General features: G+C 39.0%; 13 protein-coding genes. 11 read left to right on the top strand and 2 right to left on the bottom strand.

The genetic code is table 11. The features are described 5' to 3' along the window. Positions 1–46: 46 nt before the first annotated feature. From murB to EJF25_RS16070, 3 genes are all read left to right on the top strand, one after another. Positions 47–1,042, top strand: a complete 996-nt coding sequence (gene murB / locus EJF25_RS16080) for a UDP-N-acetylmuramate dehydrogenase (RefSeq protein WP_125041945.1) — start codon at positions 47–49, stop codon at positions 1,040–1,042. Between the two features lie 65 nt (positions 1,043–1,107). After that, complete coding sequence (locus tag EJF25_RS16075) at positions 1,108–1,866, top strand: MBL fold metallo-hydrolase (RefSeq protein ID WP_125041944.1); 759 nt, start codon at positions 1,108–1,110, stop codon at positions 1,864–1,866. Positions 1,867–1,950: 84 nt separating this feature from the next. Beyond that, on the top strand, positions 1,951–3,528 hold the full coding sequence (locus EJF25_RS16070) for a DUF3352 domain-containing protein (RefSeq protein WP_125041943.1): 1,578 nt from the start codon (positions 1,951–1,953) through the stop codon (positions 3,526–3,528). Between the two features lie 167 nt (positions 3,529–3,695). Here the strand turns inward: EJF25_RS16070 and EJF25_RS16065 are convergent, their stop codons facing one another. Further along, positions 3,696–4,070: a DUF3127 domain-containing protein gene (locus EJF25_RS16065; RefSeq protein ID WP_125042017.1), complete on the bottom strand. Its 375-nt coding sequence runs from the start codon at positions 4,068–4,070 to the stop codon at positions 3,696–3,698. A 152-nt stretch (positions 4,071–4,222) separates the two neighbouring features. Between EJF25_RS16065 and dnaN the strand changes: the two genes are divergently transcribed. The 8 genes from dnaN to EJF25_RS16025 all read left to right on the top strand — a co-directional run bounded on the left by dnaN (position 4,223) and on the right by EJF25_RS16025 (position 13,847). Further along, positions 4,223–5,347, top strand: coding sequence for a DNA polymerase III subunit beta (gene dnaN, locus EJF25_RS16060; protein WP_125041942.1), 1,125 nt, complete (start codon positions 4,223–4,225; stop codon positions 5,345–5,347). A 5-nt stretch (positions 5,348–5,352) separates the two neighbouring features. Continuing rightward, positions 5,353–6,132, top strand: coding sequence for a 3'-5' exonuclease (locus EJF25_RS16055; RefSeq protein WP_125041941.1), 780 nt, complete (start codon positions 5,353–5,355; stop codon positions 6,130–6,132). Beyond that, on the top strand, positions 6,132–7,340 hold the full coding sequence (gene coaBC / locus EJF25_RS16050; protein WP_125041940.1) for a bifunctional phosphopantothenoylcysteine decarboxylase/phosphopantothenate--cysteine ligase CoaBC: 1,209 nt from the start codon (positions 6,132–6,134) through the stop codon (positions 7,338–7,340). The genes EJF25_RS16055 and coaBC overlap by 1 nt, the downstream gene beginning before the upstream one ends. A gap of 24 nt (positions 7,341–7,364) precedes the next feature. Next, on the top strand, positions 7,365–9,023 hold the full coding sequence (gene recN, locus EJF25_RS16045) for a DNA repair protein RecN (protein WP_125041939.1): 1,659 nt from the start codon (positions 7,365–7,367) through the stop codon (positions 9,021–9,023). Positions 9,024–9,063: 40 nt separating this feature from the next. Next, positions 9,064–9,807: a 23S rRNA (guanosine(2251)-2'-O)-methyltransferase RlmB gene (gene rlmB / locus EJF25_RS16040; protein WP_125041938.1), complete on the top strand. Its 744-nt coding sequence runs from the start codon at positions 9,064–9,066 to the stop codon at positions 9,805–9,807. 1 nt (position 9,808) lies between these two features. Then, a complete protein-coding gene (locus EJF25_RS16035; protein ID WP_125041937.1) occupies positions 9,809–11,518 on the top strand; it encodes a serine protease in 1,710 nt (569 codons plus the stop codon). Positions 11,519–11,887: 369 nt separating this feature from the next. Further along, entirely contained in the window at positions 11,888–12,121 is a 234-nt protein-coding gene (locus tag EJF25_RS16030) for a nucleotidyltransferase family protein (RefSeq protein ID WP_125041936.1), read from the top strand. Between the two features lie 1,351 nt (positions 12,122–13,472). Then, positions 13,473–13,847, top strand: coding sequence for a RidA family protein (locus tag EJF25_RS16025; RefSeq protein ID WP_125041935.1), 375 nt, complete (start codon positions 13,473–13,475; stop codon positions 13,845–13,847). Here the strand turns inward: EJF25_RS16025 and EJF25_RS16020 are convergent. Beyond that, positions 13,815–15,266, bottom strand: coding sequence for a bifunctional folylpolyglutamate synthase/dihydrofolate synthase (locus tag EJF25_RS16020; protein WP_125041934.1), 1,452 nt, complete (start codon positions 15,264–15,266; stop codon positions 13,815–13,817). The genes EJF25_RS16025 and EJF25_RS16020 overlap by 33 nt on opposite strands. Positions 15,267–15,301 lie beyond the last annotated feature (35 nt).

Here is a 15,301-nt window from a genome sequence, read left to right as displayed (position 1 = left end):
CCTACAATGATAGGATACTGGCATATTGGTTAAAAAAGAATTAGTTATGTTTTCTCTTTTGTCTCACAATACATTTGGCATAGATGTAAATGCCACTCGTTTTTTAGAATATGCTTCGGTCGAAGAACTGAAGCAGCAAATAGCGCAAGGTGCCATTACGACACCTTTTTTGCATATTGGAGGTGGTAGTAACTTGTTATTTACTAAAGACTATGATGGGCTGGTTCTGCATTCCTGTATTGGCGGTATAGAGGTGACCGAAGAGACGGAACAATCTGTATCTTTGAGAGTTGGGGCTGGTGTAGTCTGGGATGATTTCGTGGCTTATTGTGTAAGAAGCGGATGGTATGGAGTCGAAAATCTTTCTCTCATTCCTGGTGAAGTAGGAGCAAGTGCTGTGCAGAATATTGGAGCCTATGGTGTTGAAGTCAAGGATTTGATTACTGCGGTGGAAACAGTGAACTTTCGTGGTGAAGAGCGTGTTTATACAGTAGGTGAATGCGAATATTCCTATCGCAACAGTATCTTTAAACGTCCGGAAAACAGAACTGTTTTTGTGACGTATGTTTGTTTTCGTCTTAGTAAGAAAGAGAAATTTACATTAGACTATGGGACCATTCGTCAGGAATTGGAGAAATATCCAAAAATGACGTTGGATATAGTTCGTAAAGTAATTATAGATATTCGGGAAAGCAAGCTTCCTGATCCGAAAGTGATGGGAAATGCAGGAAGTTTTTTTATGAATCCTATCCTCTCGAGAGAGAAACTGGAGACTTTGCAACAAGAATATCCACGAATACCCTATTATGAACTGAATGACGGACAGGTGAAGATTCCGGCTGGGTGGATGATTGATCAGTGTGGCTGGAAAGGAAAATCGTTGGGACCAGCAGCAGTTCATGATAAACAGGCGTTAGTATTGGTAAATCGTGGAGGAGCAAAAGGGAGTGATATTATTGCACTTTCGGATGCAGTACGTATCTCTGTCCGCGAGAAGTTTGGAATCGATATTCATCCTGAAGTTTATATAATTGATAATTAAGAATGGAAAATAAGTATATGCTAATGTTACTTGAAAATTGTCCATTATCAATTCTTCATTAAAAAATGAAAATAAGAATACTTGGAAGTGGAACATCGACTGGAGTTCCTCAAATTGGTTGTAAATGTTCGGTTTGTACTTCCGTTGATCCGAAAGATAATCGCTTGCGCGCATCTGCTATCATAGAAACAGATGATGCGCGTATACTCATTGATTGTGGTCCCGATTTTAGAGTTCAATTATTGCATCAGCCTTTTGAAAAAATTGATGGAGTACTTATTACTCACGAACATTATGATCATGTCGGTGGATTAGATGATTTGCGCCCATTCTGCCGATTTGGCGCTGTGCCTATCTATGCTGAGAAGTATGTGGCGGATGGATTACGTTCCCGTATGCCTTATTGTTTTGTAGATCATAATTATCCTGGAGTCCCTAATATTCCTCTACAAGAAGTTGTTGCCGGACAAGCTTTTATGTTAAATGAAACAGAGATACTTCCGTTGCGCGTTATGCATGGACGTTTACCGATTCTGGGTTATCGTATCGGACGAGTAGGATATGTCACTGATATGCTAACTATGCCCGAAGAATCTTATGAACAATTAGCGGGAGTAGATGTTTTGGTAATGAACGCGCTTCGTATAGCCTCACATCCTACTCACCAAAATTTAGAGCAGGCGTTGATTGCTGCAAAGCGTATTCGGGCAAAGGAAACTTACTTCATACATATGAGCCATGACATGGGGTTACATGCGAAAGTAGAGAAGGAACTTCCTGAAAATATTCACCTAGCGTTTGACGGACAGGAAATCTATCTTTGATTGCGAGTGGATTTTTTTAGCAAAAGTTTTGTTTTCTTTGTAGAAATTATTATTTTTGCCCCTAGCCGATAAACAACGAATATTATGAAACTTAGTACAATTGTGAAAATTGCAATCACTTCTTCTGTGCTACTTTTGTGTACAGGATTCGCTTTGTACTCCTATTTCAAGTTGTCGGCTGCTGATGTACGGAAAGACTTTGACCTATATACTTTAGTTCCATCCAATGCTACGGCTGTTTTTGTAACGGACAATGCTGCCGAATTGGTGGCAGAAATCGAAGAATTGACTTGCAGTAAGAATCATCAATATTTGCATGTATCCAAACTCTTTTCCTCCTTGAAGGATTATCTTTATTCTCTTCAAGAGGATGCTCCACATGGATTAAGCCGACAGATGAATCGATTGTTGATTAGTTTTCATGAACCGGATAACGACCATAATCAGATCCTTTATTGTCGTTTAGGAGATGGTGACCGGAAGCTGGTAGATAGGTTTGTTCAGAAACATCTTTCCGCTGCCTATCCATTTAAAATATTTAAATATAAAGGCGAAGATATTTATATATATCCAATGTCTGATGGCGACTTTCTGGCTTGTTATTTGACGCCAGACTTTCTAGCTCTCAGTTATCAAAAAAAACTTATTGAAGAAGTTATTGATACCCGTAAAACTGGTAACTCTATAGCTTCTGATTCTACTTTTATCGAAGTAAACGGCCCGAGAAAAACTACCTCTACAGCTACTATTTATGCCCGTTTGGACGGAATGATTGGATGGACGGAGTTTGATATGAAGTTAAAAGACGATTTTATTTATTTTTCAGGTGTTAGTCATGATGTAGATTCATGCTTTACATTTATTAATGCACTTCGTCAGCAGGAAGCTGTTAAGGGATTTGCAGGAGATGCATTGCCATCTACTACATTTTATCTCAGTAGACAGGGTGTTACAGATTGGGCATCCTTATTAGCTTATGGTGAACGACAGGCGCTTGCTGTTGCTACCCGGACCAGAGAGATACTTGATCGTGATAAAGAACTATCCCGTTATCTAATAGAGAATACCGGTCAGGATTTGGTCGCTTTCCTTTTTCAACGTGAAGATTCTTTATTAGGACCTGCTGCTGTCATGGCGCTTTCCATAACCGATGCACTGGAAGCAGAAAGGATGCTACGTTCCTTTGTAGAAGCAGCTCCATTGGAAGAGGGAGAACGAAGAAATTCCCGCATCTCTTTTTATTATACTCCAGATAAAGCTTATCCGGTCTATAAATTGCCACTTACAACATTATTTTCTCAATTGACAGGTTTCTCAGAGTCTCCATTACACGTTTATGCTACATTCTATAATGGACGTTTGTTGTTTGCTCCTGATGGAGATAGTCTCTCCCGTTACATCGGACAACTGGATAAAGGAGAAGTTTTGGATGGAGCATTAGTTTATCGCGCAGGAACAGGAAGTTTGTCCGATTCATATCATTTTATGTTAATGGCAGATTTTGGACAATTACTCGATCAATCAGGAAAAAATTATCGTTTTGTTCCGGATTTTTTCTCCCGTAACTCTGATTTCTTTCGTAATTTTGTGATTTTTGTTCAGTTTACCTGTGCGGATGGAGTCATTTATCCTAATATTGTATTAAAGTATAAAACTGAATAATTAAATAAATACCCCAATTAGTATATAATGTGAATCAGAGTTCAACTGCTGATTTTGTAATATATAATAAAGATTCAACAAAAGCAATATAGTGGATATAAAAAAAAACTTCCAACAAAATAATGCTGGAAGCTTTTATATATAAATTCCTAAAATGAGTCTTATATTTAGAATGGCAGATCATCTTTAGCATCTCCTGTCGTGAAATCCGGAGTTGCAGATGGTGCTGGAGGGGGAACAGGAACTCCCGGTTCCATAGCTGTACCTGCGCTAACGCGTTCAACTTTCCATGCACGAATACTGTTGAACCATCTATCTTGCCATTGACGGGCATCAACATCGAATGATACGGTCAGTTCTTCGCCCATCTGAATATTGAACTGCTCGATTTTGTCTGCGCCAAACACGTCAAAACACATTTTACGCGGATATTGGTCATGATTTTCAATTACATACTCTTGTGATTTCCACTCGTTTCCGCTAGTCTTTGAAACTCCACCTCTTGGAGAGAGGATAGCGATAATTTTTCCTGTAAATTCCATTGCGATAAATTTAAATTCTGGGGCGAAGTTACGATTTTTTAGGAATATCCGGTACATAAAACTTGTTTTTTCTTTTGTTTTATTGGGCGACATGAATCTTTTTTTCTAACTTTGTGCGTTAGAACAATAAAAACTTAAATACACGAAAATATATGAAATTTATCGTTTCAAGTACTGCTCTTTCCAGCCATTTACAGGCTATCAGCCGCGTAATTAACTCTAAGAATGCGCTGCCTATTCTCGATTGTTTCCTTTTCGAATTGGAAGATGGAACATTGTCTGTGACTGTTTCTGACAGTGAGACAACTATGGTAACCACAGTAGAAGTGAATGATAGCGATGCAAACGGACGTTTTGCCGTAGTGGCAAAAACATTGCTTGATGCGCTGAAAGAAATTCCTGAACAACCACTGACATTTGAAGTTAATCCGACTACTTTTGAAATCACAGTGCAGTATCAAAACGGAAAATATAGCCTGATGGGGCAGAATGCGGATGAATTCCCACAATCGGCAACATTGGGAGATAACGCAGTCCGAGTAGAAATGGAAGCAGATATATTATTGGGTGGTATCAACCGTTCTGTATTTGCTACAGCCGACGACGAACTTCGTCCGGTAATGAATGGTATTTATTTCGATATTACAACAGAAGATATTACAATGGTTGCTTCGGATGGTCATAAACTCGTACGTTGCAAGACATTGGCTGCTAAAGGCAATGAACGTGCTGCTTTCATATTACCGAAGAAACCGGCTACATTGCTCAAAAACCTACTTCCGAAAGAACAGGGAACAGTCACTATCGAGTTTGATGAACGTAACGCTGTATTTATGCTTGAAAGATACCGTATGGTTTGTCGGTTGATTGAAGGCCGTTATCCGAATTACAATTCGGTTATTCCTCAAAACAATCCGCATAAAGTAACGGTAGACCGCCAGCAATTGATCGGAGCTTTGCGTCGTGTATCTATTTTCTCTTCGCAGGCAAGTAGCTTGATCAAGTTGCGTATGCAAGAAAACCAGATTGTGATTTCTGCACAGGATATTGACTTTTCTACTTCTGCAGAAGAGACACAAGTTTGCCAATATGCAGGAGCTCCGATGAGTATAGGATTCAAATCTACTTTCCTGATTGATATTTTGAATAATATATCAGCAGAAGAAGTTATTATTGAACTTGCAGATCCGTCACGTGCCGGAGTTATTATTCCGGTAGAACAAGAAGAGAATGAAGACTTGCTGATGTTGTTGATGCCGATGATGCTAAATGATTAATTGAAATGAAATTAAACCTGAAAAATCCTATTGTTTTCTTTGATTTAGAGACAACCGGAACTAATATAAATACAGATAGAATTGTTGAAATCTGTTATTTAAAAGTTTATCCTAACGGGAATGAAGAGTCAAAAACTATACGTATCAATCCCGAAATGCACATTCCGGAAGCATCATCTGCTATACATGGTATATTTGATGCTGATGTAGTAGATTGTCCGACTTTCAAAGAAGTAGCAAAAAATATAGCCAAGGACATTGAAGGGTGTGACTTGGCTGGATTCAATTCCAATCGTTTTGATATTCCGGTACTGGCTGAAGAATTCCTTCGTGCAGGAGTAGATATTGATATGACTAAGCGCAAATTTGTTGATGTGCAAGTTATATTTCATAAGATGGAGCAACGTACTCTTTCCGCTGCTTATAAATTCTATTGTGAGCAGAATCTGGAAGATGCACATACTGCCGAAGCCGATACGCGTGCTACTTACGAAGTGTTAAAAGCACAACTCGATCGTTATTCGGAACTTCAGAATGACATTGCCTTTTTAGCTGACTATTCAAGTTATACTAAGAATGTAGATTTTGCCGGACGAATGGTATATGACGATAACGGGGTTGAAGTATTTAACTTTGGGAAATATAAAGGTATGTCCGTTGCTGAAGTATTGAGGAAAGATCCTGGATATTACAGTTGGATTTTAAATAGTGATTTCACGTTGAATACGAAAGCAGTACTAACTAAAATTCGTTTGCGTGAAATGAGTAACCTGATTACAAAATAATGTTGAAAGGAAAAAAAATAGTTCTTGGAATTACCGGAAGCATTGCGGCTTACAAAGCCTGTTATATTATTCGTGGATTGATAAAGTGTGGAGCAGAGGTACAGGTTGTTATTACTCCGGCGGGAAAAGAATTTATTACACCTATTACTCTTTCGGCGCTGACCAGCAAACCTGTTATTAGTGAGTTTTTTGCTCAACGGGATGGAACTTGGAATAGCCATGTTGATTTAGGATTATGGGCGGATGCTATGTTGATTGCTCCTGCTACAGCTTCCACTATTGGAAAAATGGCTAATGGGATAGCAGATAACATGCTGATTACCACTTATCTTTCTGCAAAAGCTCCGGTATTTGTAGCTCCGGCTATGGATCTTGATATGTATGCCCATCCTTCTACCCAAAAGAATTTGGATATATTGCGTTCCTATGGTAATCATATTATCGAACCGGTGACAGGTGAACTTGCCAGTCATTTGGTAGGCAAAGGACGTATGGAGGAGCCGGAAAATATCGTTCGTGTATTGGATGAATTCTTCTCTACAAATTCAGATTTACAGGGAAAGAAAATCATGATAACAGCTGGACCTACTTATGAGAAGATTGATCCGGTTCGTTTTATTGGTAATTATTCTTCAGGAAAAATGGGATTTGCTTTGGCAGAGGAATGTGCCCGACGTGGGGCTAAAGTTACATTGATTGCCGGACCTGTTCAGTTGAAAACTCAGCATTCACATATTTACCGCATTGATGTAGAATCAGCTCAGGAAATGTTTGCAGTTGCACAAATGTATTATCCGGATTCCGATGCAGGAATTCTTAGTGCGGCAGTAGCCGATTTCCGTCCGGAGACAGTAGCCGATAAGAAAATCAAGCGGGAAAAAGAAGAAGAACTGACTTTACAACTTCGGGCTACGCAAGATATTGCAGCTAATTTAGGATCCCTCAAGCAAAAGGGGCAGTTATTAATAGGGTTTGCTCTCGAAACCAACAACGAGCAACAGAATGCCGAAGGTAAACTCGAACGTAAGAATTTTGACTTTATAGTCTTGAATTCTCTTAACGATGCGGGAGCTGGCTTTCGTCATGATACAAATAAAATTAGTATCATTGACCCGAAGGGTCGTACCGATTATCCGTTAAAACCTAAAACAGAGGTTGCACGGGATATCGTCGATCGTTTAGTGTTATCACTATCTCCAAATTCATAAATAACAATTCATAATTCGAAGAAAGTGTTACGTTCATTATACATTCAGAATTACGCGTTAATAGAAAAACTGGATATCAGTTTTGAAACAGGTTTCTCCGTTATTACGGGGGAAACGGGAGCTGGTAAATCAATTATCCTGGGAGCTATCGGTCTGCTGCTTGGTCAGCGTGCCGATGTGAAAGCTATTCGTCAAGGAGCTTCAAAGTGCATAATAGAAGCACGTTTTGACATTTCTGCTTATAATATGCGCCCGTTTTTTGAAGAAAATGAACTTGAATATGATACAGAGTGCATACTTCGGCGTGAAGTGCAGTCGTCCGGAAAGAGTCGTGCTTTTATCAACGATACGCCTGCCTCGTTGGTTCAGGTGAAGGAGTTAGGTGAACAGTTGATTGATGTTCATTCACAACATCAGAATCTATTACTTAACAAAGAAGGTTTTCAATTAAATGTACTTGATATTCTTGCGCATAATGATGTAGCATTGGAGGAGTACTGTTCATTATACAATGAATGGCGTCAGATAGAACATGAATTATCAGAATTAGTGACATTAGCAGAGCAGAGCAGGGCAGATGAAGATTATATTCGTTTCCAATTGGAACAATTGGAGGAAGCCCATTTATCCGAAGGTGAACAGGAAGAATTAGAGCAAGAAGCGGAAACATTGAGCCATGCTGAAGAAATTAAGGCTGGATTATACCGAGTTGAGCAAACTTTTGCATCTGATGAAGGTGGGTTGCTTTCTTATCTGAAAGATAGTCTGAATACGCTGAATAATCTTCAAAAAGTGTATCAGCCGGCTGGAGAACTAGCTCAACGAGTAGAAAGTACATACATTGAATTAAAGGATATTTCGCAGGAAGTTTCTTCACAAGGAGAATCTGTAGAATTTAATCCTGCCAGATTGGACGAAGTAAACGATCGCTTGAATCTGATCTATTCATTGCAACAGAAGCACCGGGTGCAGACTGTAGAAGAATTGATCACTTTGACAAATGAATATCGGAATAAACTCTCTGCAATAACTTCCTATGACGAACGAATTGCCGAATTGACCATACGTAAGGAAGCACAATTTAAAAAGGTAAAAAAACAGGCCGAAGTACTGACTAAAGCACGTGTTACTGCTGCTCGTGAAGTGGAAAAACAACTTGCTGCCCGTCTGGTTCCATTGGGAATGCCAAATGTTCGCTTTCAAGTGGAAATGGGATTGAAGAAAGAACCCGGAATGCAAGGAGAGGATACGGTCAATTTCTTGTTTTCCGCGAATAAGAATGGAATGTTGCAAAGTATTTCGTCTGTAGCTTCAGGAGGGGAAATAGCTCGTGTCATGCTTTCCATAAAAGCAATGATTGCCGGTGCGGTGAAACTTCCTACTATTGTATTTGATGAGATAGATACCGGGGTTTCCGGTGAGATTGCCGATCGTATGGCAGACATGATGCAGGAAATGGGAAATTCTAACCGGCAGGTTATCAGCATAACTCACTTGCCGCAAATTGCTGCTCGTGGTCGTGCTCATTATAAAGTATATAAGAAAGACAGCGATACGGAGACAAACAGTCATATCCGTCGTCTGACTAATGAAGAAAGGGTAGAAGAGATTGCTCATATGCTGAGTGGTGCTACATTGACAGAAGCAGCACTTAGTAATGCTAAATCCCTTTTACGTAATTAAATAGAAATAACCAATAATAAGTAATAAGTAAATAGACAGCATGCTCGATAAAAGTGAAATGATTTTTGGTGTTCGTGCCGTGATAGAAGCTATTCAGGCGGGGAAAGAGATCGATAAGATTCTGGTAAAGAAGGATATCCAAAGCGATCTTTCCAAGGAACTTTTTACAGCCTTGAAAGGAACGTTGATACCTGTACAACGTGTACCGGTAGAACGTATCAATCGTATTACCCGGAAGAATCATCAGGGAGTAATCGCTTTCATTTCTTCTGTAACCTATCAAAAAACCGAAGATTTGGTTCCGTTCTTGTTCGAACAAGGCAAAAATCCTTATTTCGTGATGCTGGACGGTGTGACCGATGTCCGTAATTTTGGTGCGATTGCCCGTACTTGTGAATGTGCTGCTGTAGATGCAGTAATTATACCGACACGTGGCAGTGTGTCAGTGAATGCTGACGCGATGAAGACATCTGCAGGGGCGTTGCATACTTTACCTGTTTGTCGCGAACAAAGTCTCCGGAATACTTTACAATATCTGAAAGATAGTGGATTTCGTATTGTAGCAGCCACTGAAAAAGGTGATTATGATTATTCGAAAGCTAACTACACAGGTCCGCTTTGTATCATCATGGGTGCAGAAGATACAGGAGTCTCTTATGATAACCTGGCACTTTGTGACGAATGGGTAAAAATTCCAATGTTAGGAACGATCGAATCACTGAACGTTTCCGTAGCTGCCGGAATACTTATATATGAAGCTGTAAAACAAAGAAATAACGACTGATATGAAGAAGATTTTAATCCTACCTTTATTGCTCGTTTGCCTGGTTCAGGGAAGTATGGCGCAAGTAACTCCGAAATGGGTGGAGAAGGCAAAACGTGCAGTCTTTTCTATAGTGACTTACGACAAGAATGATAAGATGCTAAATACCGGAAATGGATTTTTTGTTTCCGAAGATGGATTGGCTCTTTCAGATTATACCCTTTTTAAAGGAGCTCAACGTGCAGTGATCATTACTTCGGATGGAAAAGAAATGCCGGTAAATGTTATTTTGGGAGCTAATGATATGTACGATATTATTAAGTTCCGCGTTGCAATCACTGAGAAAAAAGTTCCGGCATTGGCATTGGCTACTACTATTCCGGCAGTCGAATCTGCTGCATGGATGTTACCTTATTCTACGCAGAAGAGTATAGCTTGTGAATCTGGTAAAGTAAAAGATGTATCCAAAATAGCAGGTGAATACCATTATTATAAATTGGGTATGCCGATGAAGGATAAAATGGTTAGTTGTCCGGTAATGAATTCGGAAGGACAGGTTTTCGGAATCTCGCAGAAGTCTTCCAGTGCTGATTCAGTAAATACTTGTTATGCTGTGGGAGTAGCATTTGCTATGTCTCAGAAGATGAGTGCTCTCTCATTAGGGGATGCAACTTTGAGAAGTATTGGTATCCGGAAAGGCCTTCCTGAAGAGGAAGAACAAGCATTGGTTTATCTCTATATGACTGCGACTCAATTGCCTGGAGAAGAATACTTAAAAGTATTGGATGAATTCATCACACAGTTCCCTGACAATACTGAAGGTTATTATCGTCGTGCTGGTTATAATATAGCCAATGCCAAAGGTGATGAAACAATGCTTGATAAAGCGGCAGTTGACTTACAGCAAGCGTTGAAGATTGCTCAGAAAAAGGAAGATGCATATTATAGCATTGCTAAAATTATGTATGCCTATCAGTTAGAAAAGCCTGAAAAGACTTATAAAGATTGGACTTATGATACTGCATTGGCTAATGTTCGTAAAGCAATAGAATTAGATCCTCAACCTGTTTATACACAGTTGGAGGGGGATATTCTTTTTGCTAAGCAAGACTATGCCGGTGCGTTGGCTAGCTATGAAAAAGTAAATGCCAGCAATCTTGCTTCACCTGCTACATATTTTAATGCTGCTAAAACAAAAGAGTTAATGAAAGCTGATCCGAAAGAAGTCTTGGCGTTAATGGATAGTTGTGTTATCCGTTGCCCTAAACCACTTACCGCTGATTATGCTCCTTATGTTTTGGAACGTGCTCAAATGAATATGAATGCAGAAGAGCCCAGAAAAGCACTTTTGGATTATGACGAGTATTTTAAGGCAGTGAATGGGAATGTTAATGATGTTTTCTATTATTATCGTGAGCAAGCAGCTTTGAAGTCCCGTCAATATCAACGTGCATTGGACGATATTGCAAAAGCAATTGAACTGAGTCCGAAAGACTTAAATTATCAAACTGAACATGCTGTGGTTAATCTGCGTGTAGGGCGTTATGATGAAGCAATACAGATATTAGATAAAGTCATAAATGAAGATCCAAAATATGCAGAAGCATATCGTTTGCGTGGACTTTGTAAGGTACAATTGAAAAAGACTGATGATGCTTGTATTGACTTTAAGAAAGCAAAAGAGTTAGGCGATCAGAATGTAGATACACTTATCGAAAAATATTGTAAATAGCCAGAATACATTTGCATAAATAGATTTAGCCCCTACTAGCAGGAAAAGTTAGTAGGGGCTCTCATTTAGGGGAATTCATAACTCTTTCTCTCTCCTCATTCTCCCCATTCATAAAGTTCAGGTTTTAGGTCTTAATATGATAAATAGGTCTGATTTCTTATTCCTTTTATAGATTAAATGCAGAAAAACTTCAGATACTGCATCGCATACAACTTTTTTTTCTGTTTTCGTCATTGGAACATCCAATATGCAAATTTTAAAGAACTTATTTAATTGATATTTACGTAGATACATATTGGGGGCAAAGAGGTGGCTCCGTTCGTGAAGTACATTTAATTGCATATTATCCCGGGAAATCTTCGTAAATATATGCGGGAAAATACTGAAAAATTTGGTATAGGATCCGTAGCTCGCGGTGAGCAGTATGAAGGAAATAATATTGATGTTTGTGTTGAAATAGATAAACCATTTATATTTACTTTAGTTTATATAAAGGAAGGATTAGAGAAGTTGCTAAAATGCCCAGTTGATGTTGTTCGTTTGCGTAATAATATGGATGAGTTATTAAAGATGTACATAAATAGAGATAGAATTTATGTGTAAAATAAAATCATACAATCGATGTGACGAAAGTCGGATGAGGTACAATGACATACATGGACGTAACGAATAAAAGTAAAAACATTAGGAAGTTTGTATTGAATCTTCTCAATGTTTGAACTCGATCATTGAGAAGTTTTTTTTAAACTTCCCAATGTTTTTTCAACGTTTCAAAACGACATAACGACAAAAACGACATATGACGGTATTTACCATTCAATTTTCTATATGAATCATGATATACTAGTGATTATCAATATGTTAAGTACTTTTGTAACCTATCTGTTTTGCGAGAAACGAATTCGTAATTTACGTCGGCTTTGATGCTGTTATCGGTAGTGAGTATATCAGAAATTTAATTGATAAATATTCTTGTTATAGCAGGATATTTTGGTGAATGTCTGCCTGAACGTATAGAAATCGACCGCTCGTCAATCCGTATTCGTAACTCCCCAACTAGTTTTCCGGCTGTCCTAGAGTTCCACTCAGGAACATGATGAGGCTGCGATGCTTGATGGTGATGGGCGGGATGCCGTTCGCTTTTCCCGTTTTCTGTCAGAACGATGATGACGGTATAAAAATGAGGAGTGTATTGTTTTCAAGGATACATCACTTCGGAAGGTTGGGAATCTTTTTGTACATGTTTTGCGAAAAATAAGGGAAATTTTCCAATATTCTTCGCCTTGCCAATATTCTTCGTCTGTTTCATTCTATCCTGTAAAAACGTCATATGTCGTTTTTGTCGTTTTGTCGTTTTGAGTGGAAGGAGAAACAGTGGAGTATGAAGTCGTATGACTGTTATTAACATATTGGTAACCAGCGCATAATATCGATTTTATCTCTTCGACGGTGAAATCGGTTCCCTGGAAGAAATCTATAATCCCACGTAATACGGACTCTTGGGGATACTGCCTTTTCGGGCTTCTCAAGTCGGTTTGAATAGGTTGTTGTACTGCTTTCTGGGAACTGGCGGATTTAGGAAAATGTAGGACGAAAGGGAGTCTTCAACCTCTTCCTTTCCGTTGGGGAATAAGTAAAATAGCACAAGTGACTTTCGTCTTTGTAGGTAGGATCACTTTCCGATCCGAATAGTTGCTCGTAATAATGGCTCACTATTTGCTGCACTTCTCGATAGTGTCCGGCGGTATATTTCACGTAGGCAAAAACTTTCATGGGAGTGGACAACAGAAAAAATGGGTTATTGTTATGCAATGGGATAAAATTCAGATATAAAGGCATAGGATTTAAAAACTTTCTCCTTAAATACGTTCTAAATTCCTAGAACTATATTACTTTTGCTCAATACTATTTTTTAATAGTAGATGGAAAACTGATAAACAGAAAAAGAGTAGTTATGAAAAAAGTAATTTGCAGTGAGAAAGCTCCCGGAGCTATTGGACCGTATAGTCAAGCTATTGAAGCTAATGGAATGGTATTTGTTTCCGGACAGTTGCCGATTGATGCCGTAACAGGACAGATGGCAGATGGTATAGAAGGACAGGCACGTCAGTCTTTAGAAAATATAAGACATATCTTGGAAGAAGCTGGATTAACGATGGCTGACATCGTTAAGACGACTGTGTTCCTCCAAGATATGTCTTTGTTTGCCGGGATGAATGGCGTATATGCTACTTATTTCGATGGAGCGTTTCCGGCACGTTCGGCAGTTGCTGTAAAGGCATTGCCGAAGGATGCATTAGTGGAGATTGAGTGTATCGCGGTTCGCTAACAGATCAGCCACAATAAAACTGCTGCCTCCCACAAAGATGAAATCTTCAGGGGGGCATTTTTCTTTTGCTGCCCGTACAGCATCCACGACGGTGGGATAAGAGCTACCTTTCAGCCCCGTCTCGGTAGCCATTTTCATTAACTCATTTTCCGGTAGAGCACGTTTCACACTCGCTTTGGTAAAATAGTATGTAGCATCTTTGGGCAATAATTTCAACACACTACTGATATCCTTGTCATTGACCATACCGAAAACGATGTGGATATTCTTATGTTGTTCTTGATGAATTGTTTCAAGCTGTTTGCAGATGTATCGAATACCATCCTCATTATGTCCTGTATCGCAGATAAGATCCGGATACGATTGCAGTTTTTGCCAACGTCCCATCAAACCTGTCATTTCGCATACATTGGCCAGTCCTTGGTAATAGTCTTTGATCTTCAAATTATATCCTAACTTCTTGAGTTCATCCAAGGCACATAGAATGGTTTGAATGTTTTCCATTTGGCAGTTACCGGTTAATTCATAGAAGATTCCGATTACATATTCTATACTTTGATAAACAATTACTGTTTTCCTATGGTCAATTAATCTATTGAGAGTATGGAGACATTCATTGGGATAAAGCATGTTGAAATATGAAGATTCTGTTGTTTCACCACTTTGTATGATACTCTCCAGTAACTGTCTGGTCTTTCTCAGATCATCAACAGTCATTAGCGTATAATGATTTTCTTTCTTTTTCTGTTCTTTCGCATAAAAAATGGGAGCTTCCATTTCTTTTGCCTTTAGTGTGAAAACACGTTTCACCGATCCTTCCGCATTACCAATAATTATCGGAGTCTTGTGTTTTATAATACCTGCTTTTTCCTTAGCTATTTTAGGCAATGTCTCTCCAAGATATTGCATATGATCGAAACTGATGTTGGTGATAACACATAAATCTGGATGAATAATATTGGTACAATCCAATCGTCCTCCCATACCTACCTCAATAACGGCTACATCTACCTTCTGATCGGCAAAATAGCGAAACGCCATGGCAGTAGTTAGTTCAAAGAATGAAGGATGTAAAGGCTCGAAGAAGTGGCGATGTTCTTCTACAAAACGAATTACGTATTCCTCCGGTATCATTTCTCCGTTAATGCGGATACGTTCGCGGAAATCAATCAGATGAGGAGAAGTGAATAAACCAACTCGGTAACCGGCAGATTGTAGAACTGCCGCAATGGTGTGCGAACAGGAACCTTTGCCGTTAGTTCCGGCAATATGAATAGTTTGAAATTGTTGGTGTGGGTGTCCGAAATACTCATCTAACTTGTGTGTTGTCTCTAATCCTGGCTTATATGCTTTTTCCCCTATCTGTTGAAACATAGGCGCACTCTCATATAAGTACTTTAAAGTGTTCTGATAATCCATGTTTTATAAAATTTAACTTAGGACAATCTTTTTTG

Origin of the sequence: Bacteroides faecalis, from assembly GCF_003865075.1 — a bacterium.
Lineage (GTDB): Bacteria > Bacteroidota > Bacteroidia > Bacteroidales > Bacteroidaceae > Bacteroides > Bacteroides faecalis.
The sequence above is the reverse complement of the archived record's forward strand: the minus strand, read 5'-3'. Positions and strand labels throughout refer to the sequence as shown.